An 18,941-nucleotide genomic window follows, 5' to 3' on the forward strand; every position below is an offset into this window, starting at 1 on the left:
CCAGGAGTTCTCGTCGGACAGATCGATATCGGATATGCGCGCGAACCGACTCATTTTTCACCCACATTGGAACGCCCGTACAGTTCCAGGCCCTGGTCATACTTACGCATGGTCTGCTCTGCACGTCCCTGCACGCATTTCAGAACGCGGTCGCGCGGGCTGGCGGGAGACTCGACCCACCACGCCGGATGAGTCAGGATTTGTAGGCATGGATCCTCAGCCCGCTCCAGCACCTCGGGCAAACGGCGATGCCGCCAATATCCGTTGGAATCTGAGCAATAGCCCACCGAGGTTTGGAAGTATTCTGCATAGGTGTTTATCAACCCCGCGTATGTAGCGTCGCGTTGCTGCAGCATCCACGCATCGGGATTGTGGAACGAGAAGACCTCAACTGGGGCCTCGAATACGCTGGACAACAAGTCCGCCTCGAACCGGAGCTTACCCTCCAGTGTCGCCACATCCTTGATGCGATAGAAATCATTATCGAAATGCAGGCCGATACGATGACCCAAGGCAAGGATATCGTGGACTTTGCCAACGACCTCGGCCTCGAGCATATTGTAGAACTCGCAATGCGGCAGAAGAAAGTAGGTACTGGAGATGCCCTCTTCGGCCTCTATCACCGCTAGCTTGTAGGCTGCATGAACCGAGAGATCCACATCGTGCCGCCACAAGACGAATCGCTCGTCCGCGCGGTAGTCGGTATAGCTCCGAAAGACGTAATTCTCTTTCGCCTTACGCAGCAACAGGCGATAGTTGTCTCGCGTGAAATCGCTGTAATGGAATTTTTCCGCCAAGCTCATGTCGTCGCCTCCTGGACAAAGAATTCCGACCATGCCACTACTGGAATATCAATGGCGGCCTGCTCGATTCGAAGGACGACCTGACTATGGAAGCTCTTGGTAGCAATGAACAATCGCGCAGGCGGACTATTCTTCAGCGCTTCGAAATTCTCTATGTTTACTGGGAAGCCGGGGAAATATAGGCCTGTCATCGCCGGATTATCGTCAAAGAAACGCATACGCTCTTGCGTCTCCGACGCCAAAGTCGCCAGCAGATTGATCATCCGCCCGGGCACGTAGATTCCGGCAACGCCGGGTCCCTGAAGGAATTGCTCCATTTTTCCGACCGCCGCTTGCGCCATTGACCGGAAACGGTCGAACTCGGCCGCAGCCTGTGCAATCTCCGCAGTTGCCGCCGCGGCGCGCCCCTGCGCGCTTGTGACACGGCAATACAGGCTACCGCCGAAACCTGACGCCTCCACTTCACCGTTGAGGTCTGCAGCAGCGACTATGCGTTGGAGGCTACCAATATTGAAATAGCTCCAGTGCTCATGCAACAAGCACGATATATCGCCGGTCCGTAGATAAGGAGCGCAGTCCGGCACGGCGATGTAGGCAGCCCCACCCTCCGACAAACTATCCGCAATTGTCCGCATGAATCCGACGGGATCGACGATATGCTCCAACACCCCGTACGCAATTACCAGATCAAATTTGCCGGCTACAGCGGGATGCGGAAAAAACCCGTTGATGATCTGAACCCCATGGCGATTGCTTCCGTCGCGCCCCTGCGCGCCGGGTTCTATGCCCAGGACGTCGGCACCTCTCGCCTTCAGTAGCGACAGCAAGTAGCCGGTGCCGCAACCGATCTCCAGCACTCGCTTTCCCGCCAGATCCCACTCGTGCCGAGTGATATAGGCCAGGAAATCCTGCGCGTACTGCTGTCCTATACCCCGATCATCCATCATCCCTGAAATTTCCGAACCCTGCCGATAGCAGATCTCGAGGGCGCGGTCGACATCGGCGTTGGGGCGCTGGCGCACCAATCCCAAAGCTGCGTCAAACTCGAGTTCGAACGATAGCCTGTCGGGCAAACCGTAGGCCGCATTGGACGGTTGCGGCTGACAGCGATAGAAGAAGGGCAAATCACCAACCCGCCAGGATTTCGCGGTTGCGTTCAACGGCATGACAACTCCTACACTCGCTCAATCGCGCTATCGGGCAACAATACTTCGGCCAACCCCCGGACCACACGACCCGACCGATAAGCGAAACGGGACTCCACCAACTCGCCCAGCACATGTTTGCGAATCAGCGCGTCGGGCTCGTTGTAGCCGACCATCGCACGCAACGACGTCGTGCCAGAAAAGCGTGGATTGATTTCGAAGACGTACACCTTGCCGCGGGCAAGGCGACACTGGATATTCACAGCACCTTGACATTTCAGGGCCGTGGCGATTTCTTCGCATATGCCCGTTACCTCTGGGAATGGCCCAACGTCACCCTGCGACACGCCACTACTGATCGCCAAAATAGCGCCCAGAGCCGGATCCCCACTACGGTTCCTGACGCGAACTCGATTGCTCAATCCGGACAGGATCATGCGACGCACGGCAATGGAATTGAGAAAATTGCCGTCCATATCGAACAGAACCCCAACGGTGAATTCCGAATCAGTATCACCGACGTACTCCTGCACAATGTAGGGGCCAATATTCTCAAGCAGAGACATGCCCAGGAAGTTGAGTTCCTTCCGGTCCTGCGCCAGGAAAATATTGGCGGACCCGCCGCTGCCGACCGAAGGTTTCAGCACGGCAGGGAAAAAGTCAACCTTGTCCAGATCTGAAATCTCATTAATCTGCACTGTGCGCGGTACATCAAAGCCATGTGCTGCCAGCCACTCAGATGTCTTGGCTTTATCCATGCACAGATCGATTACATGAGCAGGGTTTATAGGAAGAAAAACCCCAGCCTCCCTGATCAGATCCCGACTGGCGCTCATGACCTTTAGTTCGGGTTCACTACCGTGAAACATCGCCTTGATGCTGTGTTTGCGGCAAAGCTGCAGCAGAGAATCGATATAACGCGGATCTTTCGCCGGCGGCAGGATATAGGGAATATCCACTTCCGCCAGGCCTTTGCTGAACGGATTCATATCCCCACCGACGATGAGATAGGGCGTGGACGCCATTCTCAGCGCCTTCAAAATCTGTTCGCCGTGGCCACCGCCGCCGATACCGGTAACCAGCACTGGAACTTTGTTCATTGCTAAATACTCTTTTTTGAGGGGTTGTCACGAGCAAGGACTGCATAGACCGACGGGTGTACGCCTGGATAGCGTTCACGCAGCGCCTCTAGATCTTGCTCCAGGCGTACGATTTCGATTTGCCTCATCCTTGTATCAAATATCGCAAAGGCAGATTCGCCAAAATCTCGCGGCAAACCGCAGGAACCGACATTGCAGATAAGGAAGCCGTGGCGATCTTGTACGAAAGGACGATGGGTATGCCCCATAAAAACTGCATCGAACGGCAGATTATCCAACCGGCTTAGATCTGAATCGGGGTAAATATACTCAGTGAGCGGCTGCCAGGGCGAACCATGAACCAGCAGGATACGCACGCTATCGATAGTACGGGACATGTACGGTAACCAGCTACGCAATTCCAACAGTTGCGCCGGCGACAGCATTTCGCGCTGCCGCTGCAATTGGTATACCTCGTCCTTGGCGTCGGACAGAGGCACCCCCCCCAGCAACATCGCTTCATGGTTTCCCATCAGACAGGCAACATTACTGGCCAGTAGCCGATTCATACATTCCGCGCCATCGGGAAAGTAGCCAAACACATCACCCAGGCACATGACTTCGTCGCAACTGCGACGAGACGCCTCTTCCAAGCAAGCCTGTAGCGCGGGAAGGTTGCCATGTATGTCAGAGATCAGCGCGAGTCGCATCAATACCCTCCGCCATATGTGCCGCCATTTCCGCAATGCCTGTCACCAAGGGAATGCTCGGTTGCCATCCGAGCAGCGCCTGGGCCGGCGAAAGATCAAATCGTGCATAGCAGCCCTCCTGCGGGTCCGGCTGTCCAGCGGCACGTACGCTGATGCCGCGTCTACCCAGCACCTCGATGACCATCGCACCCAGATCCCGCATCCGTATCGGACTGCCGCCTGAAATATTGAATGTATCATTCACATCATCGTGCACCAGTGCTGCTTTGACGGCCAGTGCTACATCCTGCGCATGAACGAAATCCTGCTCACGTGTACCTGATCCGAAAAAAAGAATATCCTCTCCGCGTAACGCGCGCTCGATGAAATGTCGCAACACAGTACGGCTGCTTTGCCTTGGCCCGTAGGGCGCGCAAATACGGAAGATCACAAATGAATCCAATGTGTCTCGGATCTCCTGCTCCGCCCAGATCTTTTCACGCAGATAACCGTCATCGCTGTACAGAGGATCACCCACTCGGGCAGGCTGTCGGCCAAGCTGGGCGTATATCGAACTGCCCGAACAATAGATGAGCCTCGCACCCTGCCTACGACAAAACTCAAACACAGCTTGATCTATCGCCCGGTTCTTTTCTGCCACCACATCAGATAGCGGCGAGGCAAAAGACGCTGGAAGAGAGGCTGCGCAATGCACGACAACTGCCGCGGGGCCTATCAATTCCAGCAAGTGTGGTGCATCAGACGCCGCCAAGTCGATCCCAACTGTGGCCGCACCAGCATGCCCCGGTTCTGTTCGTCGAGCGACCCCTACCACGCTGTACCCTGCTTTCACGAGCATCTGTACGACACAATGGCCGATCAACCCCTGACTGCCGGTGACAACAACCTTCCCCGTCATAATCATGCGCCTTCCCTGCTTAAAGTATTGGGCCCATCCAGGAACTGCGACATCCACGATTCAACATTCAAAAGCGACCAAATCAACAAGCGCCTGTTGCGCTCCCCCGATAAATGTTCATTGACCAGTTGCTGCACTATGCCGCGATCCATGACATCATATATTCTGGCCTGATTCCGGAATAATGTCCGCTTGACGAAATCGATGCTCTCGCCTTTAAACCAACTCGCATCTGGCGCAGAGAATCCTTGCTTTTCCGCGCGAGCGACATCGGCGGGAATGTATTTCTTCATCACATCGCGGAGAATTTGCTTTCCATCGCGGGTTTTTTCGAAGTATTTATTACTCTTGCCCCCTGGCTCATTTTCATTGAGCTTGATGACGTCCGCCAAGTTATTCAACTTGAGTCGCACCGGGCACTGCATTGCGAAATCCACCAGATCATTATCCAAGAACGGCACCCGTGACTCAAGACCGTGCGCCATGCTCAGTTTATCTTCGACAACCAGGAGGCCGTGCAAGAATGTCTTGGCCTCAAAATATAATGAATGGTTAATGTAGTCTTCTGGCGAATACAATTGTTCGGCATGTGTTTTGAAAACATCTCGAAAGATATCCCGCGTCCAAACGTGGGAAAGATCTGCCCAAATCGGCTGGAACAAGCCTTTTAGAGTGCTATTGGGAACCAACCGTTGCCAGAATTGGTAGTACTTGTCGATATAGTGTTCGAAGTCATTGTTGACGACGGCCCGGTAGTATCGCCATGGATAGCCGCCAAACAGTTCGTCGCCACCGGCACCGGAAAGAACCACCTTGACGAACTTGGACGCCAGCTTCGCGGCATAGTAATTCGGATAGCTCTGACCAACCCGCGGTTCTTCCAGGTGCCAGGCCAACTTGGGCAGGACCCGTTCCATATCGCCGGACTTCAACACCATTTCATAGTGCTCGGTCTTGAAGTAGTACGACATGTACTCGGCCTTGCTGCGCTCATCGAACCCCAGTTCGATGCCCGACGCGGAATTCAGGTCAAAGCCGCAGGTGAACGTCTTGATATAGGGATGCGAAGCCGCGGCAATAGCGGTGATCGACCCCGAATCCATGCCGCCGCTCAAATAGCTGCCCAGTTCGACGTCGGTCACCAATTGCCGGTTGACTGCCTGGTTGAACAGCCGGCGTAGCTCTTCCCGGTATTCCTCGTCCGGCTTGGGCGACGCCGGTTCCTTGAAATTGAAATCCCAGTACTGCGCGAGCTTGAGCTGCGGTCTGGCCTTGGCGAAGTCCAGCACGCCGTAATGCCCCGCGGGAAACATGCTGACGCCCTCGAGCAGAGTTCGATTGGTAAAGATATTCTGGAACGTGAAATACTCAAGCAGCGCCGCACTATCCAGCTTGCGCCGGAATCCCGTGTCCGCCAGGATCGCCTTCTGCTCCGAGCCGAACGCCAGCGTATTGCCTTGGATGCTGTAATAGAGCGGCTTGATGCCATATCGGTCTCGCCCGAACATCATGCGGCGCTCGCGCCGATCCCACAGCGCGAAGGCGAACATCCCATTGAAGCGCTTCACGGCCTTTTCGATGCCCCAGGCCGCAATGGCGTTCAGCAGCACTTCGCTGTCGGTCCGGGACCGGAACCCGTACCCCTGCGCCTCCAGCTCCGCCCGCAACTCGCGAAAGTTGTAGATTTCGCCGTTGTAGCTCAAGACGTAGCGCAAATCGCTGGACACCATGGGCTGATGGCCAGCGGGCGATAGGTCGATGATCGCCAGGCGGCGGTGCCCCAGGCCGACGTTGCCTTCGATCCACTGGCCCTCGCCGTCCGGCCCGCGATGCGCGATGGCGTCGGTCATGCGTTGCAGCACCGCGGGGGAAACCGCGGCACCGTCCAGATGGATCAAACCAGCAACACCACACATAGTTAGCCGTCAATGCGTCAGACGCGTCAGTAAATGAGAAAGCCACCGGCCCCAAAAAGCAGCCGGCGACTGGATGGAATGCGAATCGACGCGCAGCCTGCAGTCGGGAACCGCAGCCGCCGAACAGCGTGAATCAGCGGCCCAGGGCTCGGATTGCCTCAACGACATAACGATAGTCGTCTTCCGTCATGCGGTTGTGCAGCGGAATCGCCATTGTGTAATCGTTACAGTCCCGCGCCCCGGGAAAATCCTCCGGCGTAAAACCGTATTGCTGACGGTAGAACCCCAGCATGTGCACCGCATGGGTTCCCGGCCGCGTCGCGATGCCCTGCTCTTGCAGGCGTTGCATCATGTCATTGCGCGGCATGGGTGCTTTTTCAGGATCGACCCAGGTCACGAACGACTGCCAGCCATGACGGGCGCCCGCCGGCTCCTGCGGCAGGCGCAACCAATCGATGCCGGCGAGCTGTTCGCGGTAGAACTGCGCCCAGTGGGCGCGTTCATCGATGAAGGTATCCAGCTTGGCCAACTGCACCACGCCGACCGCCCCCTGCAGATCCGTCATGCGGTAGTTGTATCCCAGCAGGTCGAAATCGGCCAGGATCCACGGCCGCGGACCGTGATGGCGCTGTTCTTCGGAAATGCTGGCTCCATGGTTGCGCATCTGGTTCATGCGCTCGGCCAATTCCGGATTATTGGTCGTAACCATGCCGCCCTCGCCCGTCGTCACGGACTTGCGGGGATGGAACGAGAAGACGCCGATGTCCCCGAGGCTGCCGGCCGGACGCCCATTCCAGGCCGCGCCGGCCGCGCAAGCGGCATCTTCGACAATCGCCACCGAATCCGGCAGCGCGGCGCGCAACGCGTCGATGTCCGCGCACAGACCGAACAAGTGCACGGCAATGACGGCGCGGGTGCGCTCGGTTACCTTGGCAGCGACCTGCTCGATGTCGATATTGAAGGTCTCGCGGCTGACGTCGACCAGCACGGGCGTGCCGCCGCAGTACAGCACGGCGTTGGCGGTGGCCACCCAGGTGAAGGACGGCACGATGACTTCGTCACCCGGACCGATGCCCAGGCCGGCCAACGCCAGATGCAGGCCGGTGGTACAAGAAGTCACCGCAAGCGCGTGGGCTACCTGATGCCGTTCGGCGAACGCCTTTTCGAAGGCCGCGACCTTGGGGCCCTGCGTCAGCCAGCCGCTCATCAAAGGTTCACGGACGGCCTGCCATTCCTCCTCGCCGGTCATCGGCAGGGAAATGGCGATATTGCGCTTCGCGATGGGGTTGCTCACGCGTTGTCTCCGTTCGCAGCGCGCCAGTCGATCAGCTTCTGCAGGCCTTCGTTCAAGTTGTATTGGTATGTGAAATCCAGATCCGCGGCGGCCTTCTTCGGGCAGCCGATGCGGTTCTGCACCATGCGGCGCGCGTCATCAGCGCTATAGGGACGGTATTCCACGGTCAGATCCGATTCCTTCATGTCGAGAATCGTGTCGCACAGTTCCTTGATGCTGGTCTGCACACCCGTGCCCACGTTGTAGAACTGGTCGGTAGCTTCGGAGGTCAGGGACAGCACGTTGCAGCGGGCGACGTCCTCGACATAGATGAAGTCGTAGGCCTGGGTGCCATCGCCGTTGATGACCGGCGCTTCGTTGGCGTCGATCTTGTTCAGCATGATCGGGATGACGCCGGTATAAGCGGCAGTCTGGTCCTGATGAGGGCCGTAGACGTTCATATAGCGCAAGCCCACATAGCTCAAGCCGTAGCGGTCGTGGAACGCGTGGCACATGGCTTCGCCCGCGATCTTGCTGGCGCCGTAGAAATTCCGGTTGTTGAACGGGTGCTCTTCGGTCATGGGCACTTCGACCGCGTCGCCGTAGACGGAGGCGGAAGAAGAATATACGAGACGCTTGATGTTGTTCTTCACGCACGCTTCGAGCACGTTGAAGGTGCCTTCGATGTTGACGTGGAACGCCGTGCGCGGGAAGTCTTTGCAATGCAGCAGCCACATGGCGGCCAGATGCACCACGCCGTCCATGCCGTACATGGCATCGTTCAGAAGGTCGACGTCGCGAATGTCGCCGCCATGCGGGTACATGCGGCAACGGGGGTCCTTCAGGTATTCGGCGATGTTGCTGTGCTTGCCACGGGCGAAGTTGTCATAGATGACGACCTCAGCGACCGGATGCTTCAGCAGTTCAGCAACGACGAAACTGCCGATAAATCCGGCCCCGCCGATGACTAGGATTTTCGAACCCTCTAGCTTCATGGAAATGTGCCTTTCGATTGCGACGCGAAGCTTTTGATTTTATCCGCAATTCGCAGGTTGACCCCGCCAAGCGCGCCAAGCGGCAGGTTGCATGACAAATCGCTACACGCGCCAGGCCGCTGAATTCGCAAGCGGCAGAACTGATGCTGGGCAATGGATGAACAATATGAATCTGTTTATAACGGCCGAAGATAGAAGAACTTATGCGCACCCTATTTAATAAATTCCGTAATAGAACTCACTATTGATTAAAACAATGTATCCACTGGAGTAAATGTGCCGGAAAACCGCCGTGCATGGGAATTGCAGGGGGGCATGGCTTGGCTATTCCTTGAATTGGGTCCACAATCAATTCATAAAAGACGCCCAGCAAGGAGACAGCCATGCGCATTGCCGATGCCCAGTGGATTCCTTCTACCCAGCACCAGACTTGGGACGCGTTGACAGATCCGGCCGTGCTGCAGCGATGCATCCCCGGCTGCGTGGAGGTGGTCAGGCAGAGCCCGACCGAGTACGCCGTCAAGCTCCGCGCCAAGGTCGCGGGGATCGACACCGACTACGACGGCGAGATCCTGATGTCCGATGTGGACCCTCACAATAGCTGCACGCTTGCCTTCGAAGGCAAGGGGCGCGCCGCCTGCCTGGCCATCGGGACCGCGCAGATCAACCTCAGCACGAAGGACGACGGCACGCGGGTGGCCTACACCGTCGCCTGCATGGCCGGCGGCAAGCTGGCCGAATGCGGCGAAAGCCTGCTGCTGAAGGCGGGCGACAAGATCATCCAGAAGTTCTTCGCCGCCTTCATCGACCACATGTCGGGCCAGCCCCGGCTCGCGCCGCCCCCGCCGCCGCCCGAACCCGAGGCGCGCGGGCTGTCGAATTCGCGCTGGTCCTGGATTATGGTGATCCTGGTCATCGCGGTTTTCTGGGGCTACCACACGTTCTACAAGTGAAAACCCTGACTCGCCGGTGATATCCTCTGCGGCATGACGACGCCGCCCGACTCACCGCCTTCCCCTACGCCCCCAGCCCATTCGCGACGCGACCTCCTGATGGGGATGGCGGGGGTTTCCGCCACCGTCGTCCTGGCGGCCCTGGATTCCACCATCATCAGCACCACCCTACCGCGGGTGGCCGAGGCGCTCGACGGCATGGCGCTGTATGCCTGGGTGGGAACGGGCTACCTGCTCGCCACCGCGGCGTCCATCCTGGTCTTCGGACGGCTGGGCGACATGTTCGGCCGCAAGCCCCTGATGCTGCTGTCGGTGCTGATCATCGCGCTGGGCTCCATCGCCTGCGGCCTGTCCCAGACCATGACCCAACTGATCGTGTTCCGCTCGCTGCAGGGCATCGGCGGCGGCATGATGATCGCGACGGCGTTCGCCGCGCCCGCCGACCTGTTCCCCGACGCGAAGCAGCGGGTGCGCTGGATGGCGCTGGTGTCGGCCGCCTTCGCCATGGCCAGCGGCATCGGCCCGGTCCTGGGCGGCGCCGCCACGCAGGCGCTGGGCTGGCGCGCGGCCTTCTTCATCGCGCCGGTCGCCGCCGCGGGCGCCTTCTTTCTGCTGGCGCGCTATTTCCCCCGCATCCGGCCCGTGCACGACGGCAGCCGCAAGATCGATTGGCTGGGCGCTATCCTGCTCGTCGTCGCCGTGGGCGCGCCGCTGGCCGCGCTGGAGCTGGCCTTTGCTGGCGGCGACCACGCGCACCCCCTGCTGGGCGCGCTGCTGGCCGCGATGGGGGTGGCGGCGATCGCCGTCCTGATTCCCATCGAGCGCCGCGTGCGCTCCCCCATTTTTCCGCTGCGCGTGCTGTCCGCCAAGGAATCGCGCCTGCTGAATATGGCGGCGATGATGGTGGGCGCGGTCATGTTCGTGCAGATTTTCTACAGCCCCCTGCTGCTGCAACAGGTACTGAACTACACGCCCAGCGAAGCCGGGCTGCTGCTGACGCCGCTGGTCGCCGCGATCTCGGTCGGCAGCATCATCAACGGCCGGCTGTTCCCCAAGCAGTCCGAGCCGCAGCGCCTGATGGTGTTCGGCGGCGGCCTGCTGGCCGCCGGATCGCTGATGGTGCTGCTGATCTCTCCGGGCACCTCCGCCTGGTGGATCCTGGCGGCGTTCTTCGTCAACGGCTGCGCGCTGGGCTTTCTTTTGCCTAATCTGACCCTTTTTATGCAGATGCTGAGCGAGCGGCGCGACGTGGGCGTGGCGTCCGCGCTGGTCCAGACCACGCGCGCCATCGGCAGCGCGCTGGGCACGGCGGTGGTCGGCATCATTATTTCGCACAGCACGGTACTAAACGGAGTGCGTGCCGGATTGGTCCTGTGTATCGTCCTGTCGCTGACCTGTGCCCTGCTGGCGCACAGGGTCAAGATGAAAAACCTGGCCACGAGCCGGAAATAAGGCAAGCCCAGGACCGAACATGCGTGGACGCAATCTGCTGGACCTGCTGCTCCTGGCCGCCGTCTGGGGCGGCTCCTTCCTCTTCATGCGCGTGGCCGTCGCCGAATTCGGCCCGGTGGCGCTGATTGAACTGCGCGTGGGCCTGGCCGCGCTGTTCCTGCTGCCCGCCGCGTTGTGGCGCGGCAAGCTGCCGCTGATCGCGAAGCACTGGAAGGCTTTGTTGATGGTAGGCATGCTGAACGCGGCCGTGCCGTTCCTGCTGTACGCCTACGCCGCCCAATCCCTGGGCGCGGGGTTCCTGTCGGTCGCCAATGCCGTGACCCCGGTGTGGGGCGCTGTCATCGGCTGGCTGTGGCTCGGGGACAGGCTGGCCTGGACGCGCTCGCTCGGCCTGATGATCGGCGTGGTGGGCATCGTCGTGCTCGTCTGGGACAAGCTGAATTTCAACGCCGGCGGCACGGGGCCCGCGGTGCTCGCCGCGGTCTCGGCGCCGGTGTTCTACGGCATCGCCGCCAATTGGACCAAGCGCTTTCTGACCGGCGTGGACGCCCTGGCCAATGCAACCGGCAGCATGGTGGGCGCGTCGCTCGCGCTGCTGCCGCTGGCGATCTGGTTCTGGCCCGAATCCCCCGCCTCCCTGCAAGCCTGGATCGCCACGATCCTGCTTGCCGTGGTGTGCACCGGCGCGGCCTACATCATCTTCTTCCGCCTGATCGCCAACGTCGGCCCCACCGGCGCCGTCAGCGTGACGTTCCTGGTGCCGATTTTCGGCGTGGTGTGGGGCGCGTGGTTCCTTGGCGAAAGCATCACGCCGTCGATCGCGGCGGGCGCCGCGATCATCCTGGCCGGCACGGCGCTGGCGCTCGGCCTGCTGAAACGGCGCGCCTGAAGCGGCCCGGCTCAGTATTTGTCCGACGATCCCGTCAGCGCCACCCCGATCCGCAGCAGCGTGTAGGACACCGCGTCGACCCAGCGCCGCACCCATCCGCGGCGCTGGTATTCCAGCGGCCGGATGAAGCGCCCGCCGTCGCGGATGGCCGCCTCCAGCCGTTCCTGCAGGTCCCAGGAAAACGGCTGGTCGTCCACGACGACGTTGGCCTCGCGCGCCAGCAGCAGGCTGAAGGGATCCAGGTTGGACGAGCCCACGGTCACGACGTTATCGATGACGGCCACCTTCGCGTGCAGGTAGCTGGGCATGTATTCGTAGATCTCGATGCCGTCGCGCAGCAACTGGTCGTACAGCGAGCGCGTGGCGTGGTACTGCATGCGGTATTCCACCTTGCCCTGCAGCAGCAGGCGCACGCGCACCCCGCGCGCGGCGGCCTTCGCCAGCGCCCGGCGGAACTGGCGTCCCGGAAAGAAATACGCGTTGGCGATCAGGATGTCGCGGCGCGCCTGCGAAATGCCGTAGAGATAGGAGCGCTCGAACGTCTGGCGAAACCGCAGGTTGTCGCGCAGCACCAGCGCGGCCCGCAACTGGCCGCAAGGAGCGACGGAGGCATGGCGCGGCTTGAGCAGCCGCATGCGGTTCCAGTCCCGGGGATGGCGCCGCAGCCGTGCCCAGTTCAGCCTCACCCACAGCAGTTCCTGGGCATAGGCGGCCGAGGTGACCAGCGGCCCCCGCACCTGCACGGCGAAATCGTAGCGGGGGCCGGTTAGGCCGTCCGCCGGGTCCCGGTCGTCGTAGTCGTCGATGATGTTGATGCCGCCGATAAAGGCGATCTGCCCGTCGACGACGGTGACTTTGCGGTGCAGGCGCCGCAGGCGGCTGCGCGACGGGATGTAGCGAGCGAACCAGCGCGGCTCCGGGCGGAAGATCCGGCACTGCGCACCGGCGTTGGTCAGCCGCGTGCGCAGCGCATCGACGTTCTCGGCGCTGCCGAAGCCGTCCAGCACGACGCGTACCTTGACCCCGCGCCGGGCCGCCGCCTCCAGGCAGTCCAGCACCCGCGAGCCGGTGCGGTCGGGCATGAAGATGTAGGTTTCCAGGTGCACGCTGACCTGGGCCGTGTCGATCGCGGCGCACAGCGCGGGGAAAAAGTCGGAACCGTTCTGCAGCAACCGGATGTCGTTGCCCAGCGTCCAATCCAGCTTGACCTGCTCGGCCCTCACGGCAGTTCCAGTTCAGCCAGCAAAGGAGAGTGGTCGGAAAGCCTTGCCCATTCCCGCCCGCGCAGCACGCGCGCGCTGCGCACCGCGAAGCCGCGCTGATAGATGCGGTCCAGGCGGAACCACGGGAACACGGCGGGAAAGGTGCGCGGCGGCGGCAGCAGCAGGCGCGAACTGCCGTCCATGCCCAACTGGTTGGTACGCTCCATGACGGAAATGCCGCTGTTGGGCAGTCCGCGCAAGGCGTTGCTCAGGCGCCTGACCGAATCGCGCAGGCGCGGCAGTTCGCCGCCATGGCTGCGCGGGGCATGCGAGAACACTTCGTACAGGCCGAGCTGCTGCACGAACAGGGGCGCAAGACGGTCGCCCCAGTCGTTGAAATCGCCCGCCACCAGGATCGGCTCGCCGTCCGGCACCATGCGCCGAATGCGCTCGGTCAGCGCCAGGATCTGGCGGCCGCGGCTGCCGGCGAACAGGCCCAGGTGGACGACGAAGCAATGCACCGCGCGCCCATCGAGTTCGATCCGCGCGTGCAGCAGCCCGCGCTGCTCGAGCCGGTGGTCGGAAATATCCTGGTTTTCATGGCCAAGAATGGGAAAGCGCGACAACAGCGCATTCCCGTGGTCCGTCTCGCTGCGGATGGCGTTGCGGCCATAGGCCACATCCAGCCGAAGCGCGGCGGCAAGGGATTCGTGCTGGGCGTCGAGCAAGGATTTCTGCTCGTTGCGGCCCTGGACTTCCTGCAGGAAGACCAGGTCGGGACGCAGGCCGTAAAGGCCCAGGCGCAGTTCATTGAGGGAGTCGCGACGGCCTAACGCCGAACGGCCCTTGTGTATGTTGTAGCTGACGACACGAATGAGCGACATAGAGGAAATGGCGCCTCTCTAAGCAGGAAAACCGCCGGCCGCGCTCCAAGAGAGAGCCCCGGCCAGACACCGCCAACCCGGCGGCGTTTGCCAGATTACTCCAATTCAAAGACGCGTTCCCGCATTCGTGCCCGTTGCCCGCAAACCGGCGGACCGCCTCGCCATTCGAGGCCCCCCACCGCCAGCAAGCAGCCCCCCCAAGCCGGGCCGCACGGATCCGGCTCCGCCGGTCCGTAGCGGCGCCCCCCTGGGGGGGAAGCGCCTCCGGCGCTTCGGGGGGGGAAGACCCTACTTCACTTCAACGTTGCGCAAGCGGATGTGCAGTTCGCGCAGTTGCTTCTCGTCGACTTCCGACGGCGCCTGCGTCAGCAGGCATTGCGCGCGCTGGGTCTTCGGGAAGGCGATCACGTCGCGGATCGATTCGGCGCCGGTCATCATCGTCACGATGCGGTCCAGGCCGAAGGCGATGCCGCCATGCGGAGGCGCGCCGTACTGCAGGGCGTCGAGCAGGAAGCCGAACTTCTCGCGGGCTTCCTCGGCGCCGATCTTCAGCGCGCGGAACACCTTGCTCTGCACTTCCTCGCGGTGGATACGGACCGAGCCGCCGCCGATTTCCCAACCGTTGAGCACCATGTCGTAGGCCTTGGCGAAGGCCTTGCTGGGATCGGATTCCAGGAAGTCCTCGTGGCCGTCCTTCGGGCTGGTGAAGGGGTGGTGGGCGGCGGTGTAGCGGCCGTCTTCCTCGTCGTACTCGAACATCGGGAAGTCGACCACCCACAGCGGCTTCCAGCCGGCGGCGGACAGGCCCGTCTTCTTGCCGAATTCGCTGTGGCCGATCTTCACGCGCAGCGCGCCGATGGCGTCGTTGACGACCTTCTCGCGGTCGGCGCCGAAGAAGATGATGTCGCCGTCCTGCGCGCCGGTGCGCTTGACCAGTTCGGCCAGGGCGGCGTCATGCAGGTTCTTGACGATGGGCGATTGCAGGCCGTCGCGGCCCTTGGCCACGTCGTTGACCTTGATGTAGGCCAGGCCCTTGGCGCCGTAGATGCCGACGAACTGGGTGTAGCCGTCGATCTCGCTGCGCGACATCTCGGCGCCGCCCGGCACGCGCAGGGCGACCACGCGGCTGCCCGGCGCCGTGGCGGCGGCGGCGAACACCTTGAAGTCCACGTCGCGCATGACGTCGGTCATGTCGGTGAATTCCAGGTTCACGCGCAGGTCCGGCTTGTCGGAACCGTAGCGGCGCATGGCTTCGGTCCAGGGCATGATCGGGAACGGCGTGGGCAGTTCCACGTCCTGCACCACCTTGAACACGTGGCGAATCATGCTTTCGAAGATCTCGCGGATCTCGACTTCGTTCAGGAACGAGGTTTCGCAGTCAATCTGGGTGAATTCGGGCTGGCGGTCGGCGCGCAGGTCTTCATCGCGGAAGCACTTGGTGATCTGGTAGTAGCGGTCGAAGCCCGACACCATCAGCATCTGCTTGAACAACTGCGGCGATTGCGGCAGCGCGAAGAAGTGGCCGGCGTTCACGCGCGAGGGCACCAGGTAGTCGCGCGCGCCTTCGGGCGTGCTCTTGGTCAGCATCGGGGTTTCGATGTCGATGAAGCCCAACTGGTCCAGGAACTTGCGCACTTCGATGGACACGCGGTAGCGCAGCATCAGGTTGCGCTGCATCTGCGGACGGCGCAGGTCCAGCACGCGGTGCGTCAGGCGGGTGGTTTCCGACAGGTTGTCGTCGTCCAACTGGAACGGCGGCGTGACCGACGCGTTCAGGATCTCGACTTCCTTGCAGAGCACTTCGATTTCGCCCGAGGCCAGCTCGGCGTTGGCGGTGCCCGCCGGACGCTCGCGCACCAGGCCGGTGACGCGGATGCAGAATTCGTTGCGCAGGCGCTCCGCGGTGGCGAAGGCGGCGTTGTCCGGATCGAACACGATCTGCGCCAGCCCCGCGCGGTCGCGCAAGTCGATGAAGATGACCCCGCCGTGGTCGCGGCGGCGGTTCACCCAGCCGTACAGGGTGACGGTCTGGCCGAGATGGTCACGGCAAACCTGGCCGGTGTAGCAGGTACGCATGCGGGATGACTCCGTTTATGTGCTTGGTTGTAGCGTAAGGGTTACGAATCGGCGCGAGGCGGGTCTTGCACGCCGGGCGCCTGAACGGGCGGAACCGGCCGGCCCGCGGGCGCCGAGGCCTGGACCGGGGCGACAACGCCCATGGAAACGATGTACTTCAGGGCCGCGTCCACGCTCATCTGCAGGTCGATGGCGTCGGCGCGAGGCATCATCAGGAAAAAACCCGACGTGGGATTCGGCGTCGTCGGCACGTACACGCTGATATGGTCGCTGGCCAGCAGGTCGGCCACTTCGCCGCTGGGCGTGCCGGTGACGAACGCGATGGTCCAGCTACCGGCGCGCGGATACTGCACCAGCACCGCGCGGCGGAATGCCTGCCCGTTCGGCGCCAGCACGGTATCGCTGACCTGCTTGACCGAGTTGTAGATGGACCGCACCAGGGGAATGCGGCCCAGCAGGCTTTCCCACTGGTCCACCATGGTGCGGCCGATCAGGTTGGCGGCGAATATGCCCGTCAGAAGCACCACCGCCACGACCAGGACGAAGCGGAAACCGGGAATGTCGATGCCGAACAGCGATTCGGACGACAAAAAGCCGGGCACGAACCCTTCCAGGGTGGCGACCAGCAGGCCCAGTACCCACACCGTGATGACCAGGGGAACCCAGATCAGCAGGCCGGTGATGAAGTACTTCTTGATGACGCGCATACGCATCGAGGCGCTCTAGGAGGCGGAGCTGCCCGCGGCGGGTGCCGCGGGGGTGGCCGGCGCCGCGGCCGGCGCCGCCGCGGGCGCGGGCGCGGCACTCTCGGATGGCGCCGAGGGGCTGGCCGAACCGCCCTGGCCGCCGCCGTTGCCACGGAAGTCCGTGACATACCAGCCGGAGCCCTTGAGCTGGAATCCAGCCGCGGTCACCTGCTTGGAAAACGTGCTCTGGCCGCATTCGGGGCAAACCGAAAGCGGCGCATCGGAAATCTTCTGCAAGACGTCTTTGGCATGGCCGCAGGCGCTGCATTTGTAAGCGTAGATGGGCATCGAGGGCTCCCAGGCGCGGGCCCGGCATATCAAAAGCCGCCTGGCGCCGGACGGAATATCCGGGGGTCGGATCGGGTGGGAACCGGATCCGGGCCGAAGCGGCGGGTGGGGGCGAGGCCGGAAAAAATACGGGGAAAGTCTTGAATTTTAGCGGTTTTTCATGAACCCTCGGTGTCCGCCCCCGCCGGGCCTTCCCGGGGGCTCCGGCGGCGGGCCGGGCGGCCTATACGGGAAGCAGGAACATGGCGGCCGCCACCAAGGTCGGCAGCAGGGCCGACAGGAACAGCCGCCCGGAGGAAATGCTGCCGTCCGGGAAGTGGTTCTTCAGGATGGCGAAGCCCGCCGGATTGGGCGCGTTGGCGATGACCGTCAGCCCGCCGCCGGTCACCGCCCCGGCCACCAGCATGTAGCGCCAGGCCTCGCCGGTGCCTTCCACCAGCGAGCCCAGATAGGTCAGCGCCGCGTTGTCAGTGATGGCCGTGAGCGCGGTGGCGCCCCAGAACAGGACGAAGGGCTCGAGGCCGCCCAGCAGACCCTGCAGCCACCATTTCTGCAGGCCGCCCAGCACCACCAGCCCGGCCAGGAAGAAGCCCACCATCAGGCCTTCCTTGATCATCAGGCGGTTCTGGTGGCGCTTGTAGGCCTCCGAAAAACCGATGAACATCATCAGCAGGCCCAGGAAGATGGCCGGATGGTGCGCGCTGAGCACCACGGCGACCAGGAAGGCCAGGTGCACCAGCATGACCACGACGGGCACCGGGGGACGGGAATCCGCGCCTTCCGGGGCGTCCACGCCGCCGCCCGTGCCCAGCGAGCGCTCCAGCAGCGCCTTGCGGCAGACAAGGGTCAGCAGGCCAGCGTTCAGGCAGACGGCCAACGCGGCGCGCCAGCCGAAGTGCTGCAGCATGAAGGCGGAGTCCCAGCCGAAGGTGGAGGCCACCATCAGCACGGGCGGCGCGGCGTAGGACGTCAGCACGCCGCCGATGGATACGTTGACGAACAGCACCCCCAGCGTCAGGTACTTGAAGCCCGCGCGGCCGCTCGCGCGGAAATAGGCGTCGCGCAGCAGGATGGCGGCCAGCGTCATGGCGGCCGGTTCGGTGATGAACGAGCCGCCCAGCGGCACCAGCGACATCACGACGAAGAAAGTGGCCAACTCGCGCGGCAGGGGCAGCGCGCGGGCTACCAGCCGCACCAGCAGTCCGACCAGCTCCAGGATGGGCCGGCTGGCCGCCACCACCATGATGACGAAGACAAAGAGCGGCTCGGTGAAGTTGCGCGTGTCCATGTAGTCGATGGCGCGCGACGGCCCCGCCAGCGCCGCCATCGCCACGATCAGCACGAATGCCCATACGCCGAAGACGGCCTCCACCTCGGAGAACAGATGCCAGAAACCCGCGTGCGGCCCGCCGCGATGCGCCAGCCGCGCGAAGACGGGAACCGAGAAGGTATGAAGAACCGCCACGGCGAACAGGAGTGTGGCGATGACTTCAAGGGTCTGGGGCATGTGGAAGACTTCCGGTAGAAAGATTCGAAGCGCACGGACGCCGTCCGCCGGGCCTGCGGACAAGGGTCGCAATATAGCGCAAGCACCCCGCCGTGTAACGCAGGGTCAACACCGATGAAGCCAGG

At 62.3% G+C, this 18,941-nt stretch carries 17 protein-coding genes; 3 read left to right on the forward strand and 14 right to left on the reverse strand.

The genetic code is table 11. The features are described 5' to 3' along the window. Positions 1–50 precede the first annotated feature (50 nt). The 8 genes from WHX56_RS03860 to WHX56_RS03895 form a co-directional block, all read right to left on the reverse strand. Complete coding sequence (locus WHX56_RS03860; RefSeq protein WP_338880519.1) at positions 51–803, reverse strand: hypothetical protein; 753 nt, start codon at positions 801–803, stop codon at positions 51–53. Continuing rightward, on the reverse strand, positions 800–1,969 hold the full coding sequence (locus WHX56_RS03865; protein ID WP_338880521.1) for a class I SAM-dependent methyltransferase: 1,170 nt from the start codon (positions 1,967–1,969) through the stop codon (positions 800–802). The genes WHX56_RS03860 and WHX56_RS03865 overlap by 4 nt, the downstream gene beginning before the upstream one ends. Before the next feature lie 8 nt (positions 1,970–1,977). Further along, positions 1,978–3,048: an ATP-grasp domain-containing protein gene (locus tag WHX56_RS03870; protein WP_338880523.1), complete on the reverse strand. Its 1,071-nt coding sequence runs from the start codon at positions 3,046–3,048 to the stop codon at positions 1,978–1,980. A gap of 2 nt (positions 3,049–3,050) precedes the next feature. Continuing rightward, complete coding sequence (locus tag WHX56_RS03875) at positions 3,051–3,737, reverse strand: metallophosphoesterase family protein (protein WP_338880525.1); 687 nt, start codon at positions 3,735–3,737, stop codon at positions 3,051–3,053. Beyond that, positions 3,715–4,641: an NAD(P)-dependent oxidoreductase gene (locus tag WHX56_RS03880; protein ID WP_338880527.1), complete on the reverse strand. Its 927-nt coding sequence runs from the start codon at positions 4,639–4,641 to the stop codon at positions 3,715–3,717. The genes WHX56_RS03875 and WHX56_RS03880 overlap by 23 nt, the downstream gene beginning before the upstream one ends. Next, positions 4,638–6,551 carry an asparagine synthase (glutamine-hydrolyzing) gene (asnB, locus tag WHX56_RS03885; RefSeq protein ID WP_338880529.1) on the reverse strand — a complete coding sequence of 638 codons (1,914 nt, stop codon included), beginning with the start codon at positions 6,549–6,551 and terminating at the stop codon, positions 4,638–4,640. The genes WHX56_RS03880 and asnB overlap by 4 nt, the downstream gene beginning before the upstream one ends. Before the next feature lie 133 nt (positions 6,552–6,684). After that, positions 6,685–7,845: a DegT/DnrJ/EryC1/StrS family aminotransferase gene (locus WHX56_RS03890; protein ID WP_338880531.1), complete on the reverse strand. Its 1,161-nt coding sequence runs from the start codon at positions 7,843–7,845 to the stop codon at positions 6,685–6,687. Beyond that, positions 7,842–8,819, reverse strand: a complete 978-nt coding sequence (locus WHX56_RS03895; protein ID WP_338880534.1) for an NAD-dependent epimerase/dehydratase family protein — start codon at positions 8,817–8,819, stop codon at positions 7,842–7,844. The genes WHX56_RS03890 and WHX56_RS03895 overlap by 4 nt, the downstream gene beginning before the upstream one ends. 383 nt (positions 8,820–9,202) lie before the next feature. Here WHX56_RS03895 and WHX56_RS03900 point away from each other — a divergent pair, with 383 nt between their 5' ends. From WHX56_RS03900 to WHX56_RS03910, 3 genes are all read left to right on the forward strand, one after another. Next, a complete protein-coding gene (locus WHX56_RS03900; protein WP_338880536.1) occupies positions 9,203–9,772 on the forward strand; it encodes a carbon monoxide dehydrogenase subunit G in 570 nt (189 codons plus the stop codon). Between the two features lie 99 nt (positions 9,773–9,871). Beyond that, positions 9,872–11,224: an MFS transporter gene (locus WHX56_RS03905; protein WP_338880537.1), complete on the forward strand. Its 1,353-nt coding sequence runs from the start codon at positions 9,872–9,874 to the stop codon at positions 11,222–11,224. 19 nt (positions 11,225–11,243) lie between these two features. Next, complete coding sequence (locus WHX56_RS03910) at positions 11,244–12,113, forward strand: DMT family transporter (RefSeq protein WP_338880538.1); 870 nt, start codon at positions 11,244–11,246, stop codon at positions 12,111–12,113. A gap of 11 nt (positions 12,114–12,124) precedes the next feature. Here WHX56_RS03910 and clsB read toward each other — a convergent pair whose 3' ends face one another. The 6 genes from clsB to WHX56_RS03940 all read right to left on the reverse strand — a co-directional run bounded on the left by clsB (position 12,125) and on the right by WHX56_RS03940 (position 18,816). Continuing rightward, positions 12,125–13,336, reverse strand: a complete 1,212-nt coding sequence (gene clsB / locus WHX56_RS03915) for a cardiolipin synthase ClsB (RefSeq protein ID WP_338880539.1) — start codon at positions 13,334–13,336, stop codon at positions 12,125–12,127. Next, entirely contained in the window at positions 13,333–14,199 is an 867-nt protein-coding gene (locus tag WHX56_RS03920) for an endonuclease/exonuclease/phosphatase family protein (RefSeq protein ID WP_129242309.1), read from the reverse strand. Before WHX56_RS03920 ends, clsB begins: the two co-directional genes overlap by 4 nt. A 288-nt stretch (positions 14,200–14,487) precedes the next feature. Next, a complete protein-coding gene (gene aspS / locus WHX56_RS03925) occupies positions 14,488–16,275 on the reverse strand; it encodes an aspartate--tRNA ligase (protein WP_129242308.1) in 1,788 nt (595 codons plus the stop codon). Positions 16,276–16,316: 41 nt separating this feature from the next. Next, on the reverse strand, positions 16,317–16,982 hold the full coding sequence (locus tag WHX56_RS03930; protein WP_422393653.1) for a DUF502 domain-containing protein: 666 nt from the start codon (positions 16,980–16,982) through the stop codon (positions 16,317–16,319). A 15-nt stretch (positions 16,983–16,997) separates the two neighbouring features. Beyond that, positions 16,998–17,309, reverse strand: coding sequence for an FmdB family zinc ribbon protein (locus tag WHX56_RS03935; protein ID WP_338880541.1), 312 nt, complete (start codon positions 17,307–17,309; stop codon positions 16,998–17,000). Positions 17,310–17,532: 223 nt separating this feature from the next. Next, entirely contained in the window at positions 17,533–18,816 is a 1,284-nt protein-coding gene (locus tag WHX56_RS03940) for a putative Na+/H+ antiporter (protein WP_287754202.1), read from the reverse strand. Positions 18,817–18,941: the final 125 nt, after the last annotated feature.

The sequence above is a fragment of the Achromobacter veterisilvae genome (assembly GCF_037619525.1).
In the GTDB taxonomy this organism is placed as follows: Bacteria; Pseudomonadota; Gammaproteobacteria; order Burkholderiales; family Burkholderiaceae_B; genus Achromobacter; species Achromobacter veterisilvae.

Bases quoted from the DNA above. Each gene is read 5' to 3' on its own strand.
- WHX56_RS03860 (WP_338880519.1), bottom strand. From the start codon at position 803: ATGAGCTTGGCGGAAAAATTCCATTACAGCGATTTCACGCGAGACAAC.
- WHX56_RS03865 (WP_338880521.1), bottom strand. From the start codon at position 1,969: ATGCCGTTGAACGCAACCGCGAAATCCTGGCGGGTTGGTGATTTGCCC.
- WHX56_RS03870 (WP_338880523.1), bottom strand. From the start codon at position 3,048: ATGAACAAAGTTCCAGTGCTGGTTACCGGTATCGGCGGCGGTGGCCAC.
- WHX56_RS03875 (WP_338880525.1), bottom strand. From the start codon at position 3,737: ATGCGACTCGCGCTGATCTCTGACATACATGGCAACCTTCCCGCGCTA.
- WHX56_RS03880 (WP_338880527.1), bottom strand. From the start codon at position 4,641: ATGATTATGACGGGGAAGGTTGTTGTCACCGGCAGTCAGGGGTTGATC.
- asnB (WP_338880529.1), bottom strand. From the start codon at position 6,551: ATGTGTGGTGTTGCTGGTTTGATCCATCTGGACGGTGCCGCGGTTTCC.
- WHX56_RS03895 (WP_338880534.1), bottom strand. From the start codon at position 8,819: ATGAAGCTAGAGGGTTCGAAAATCCTAGTCATCGGCGGGGCCGGATTT.
- WHX56_RS03900 (WP_338880536.1), top strand. From the start codon at position 9,203: ATGCGCATTGCCGATGCCCAGTGGATTCCTTCTACCCAGCACCAGACT.
- WHX56_RS03905 (WP_338880537.1), top strand. From the start codon at position 9,872: ATGGGGATGGCGGGGGTTTCCGCCACCGTCGTCCTGGCGGCCCTGGAT.
- WHX56_RS03910 (WP_338880538.1), top strand. From the start codon at position 11,244: ATGCGTGGACGCAATCTGCTGGACCTGCTGCTCCTGGCCGCCGTCTGG.
- WHX56_RS03920 (WP_129242309.1), bottom strand. From the start codon at position 14,199: ATGTCGCTCATTCGTGTCGTCAGCTACAACATACACAAGGGCCGTTCG.
- aspS (WP_129242308.1), bottom strand. From the start codon at position 16,275: ATGCGTACCTGCTACACCGGCCAGGTTTGCCGTGACCATCTCGGCCAG.
- WHX56_RS03930 (WP_422393653.1), bottom strand. From the start codon at position 16,982: ATGCGCGTCATCAAGAAGTACTTCATCACCGGCCTGCTGATCTGGGTT.
- WHX56_RS03935 (WP_338880541.1), bottom strand. From the start codon at position 17,309: ATGCCCATCTACGCTTACAAATGCAGCGCCTGCGGCCATGCCAAAGAC.
- WHX56_RS03940 (WP_287754202.1), bottom strand. From the start codon at position 18,816: ATGCCCCAGACCCTTGAAGTCATCGCCACACTCCTGTTCGCCGTGGCG.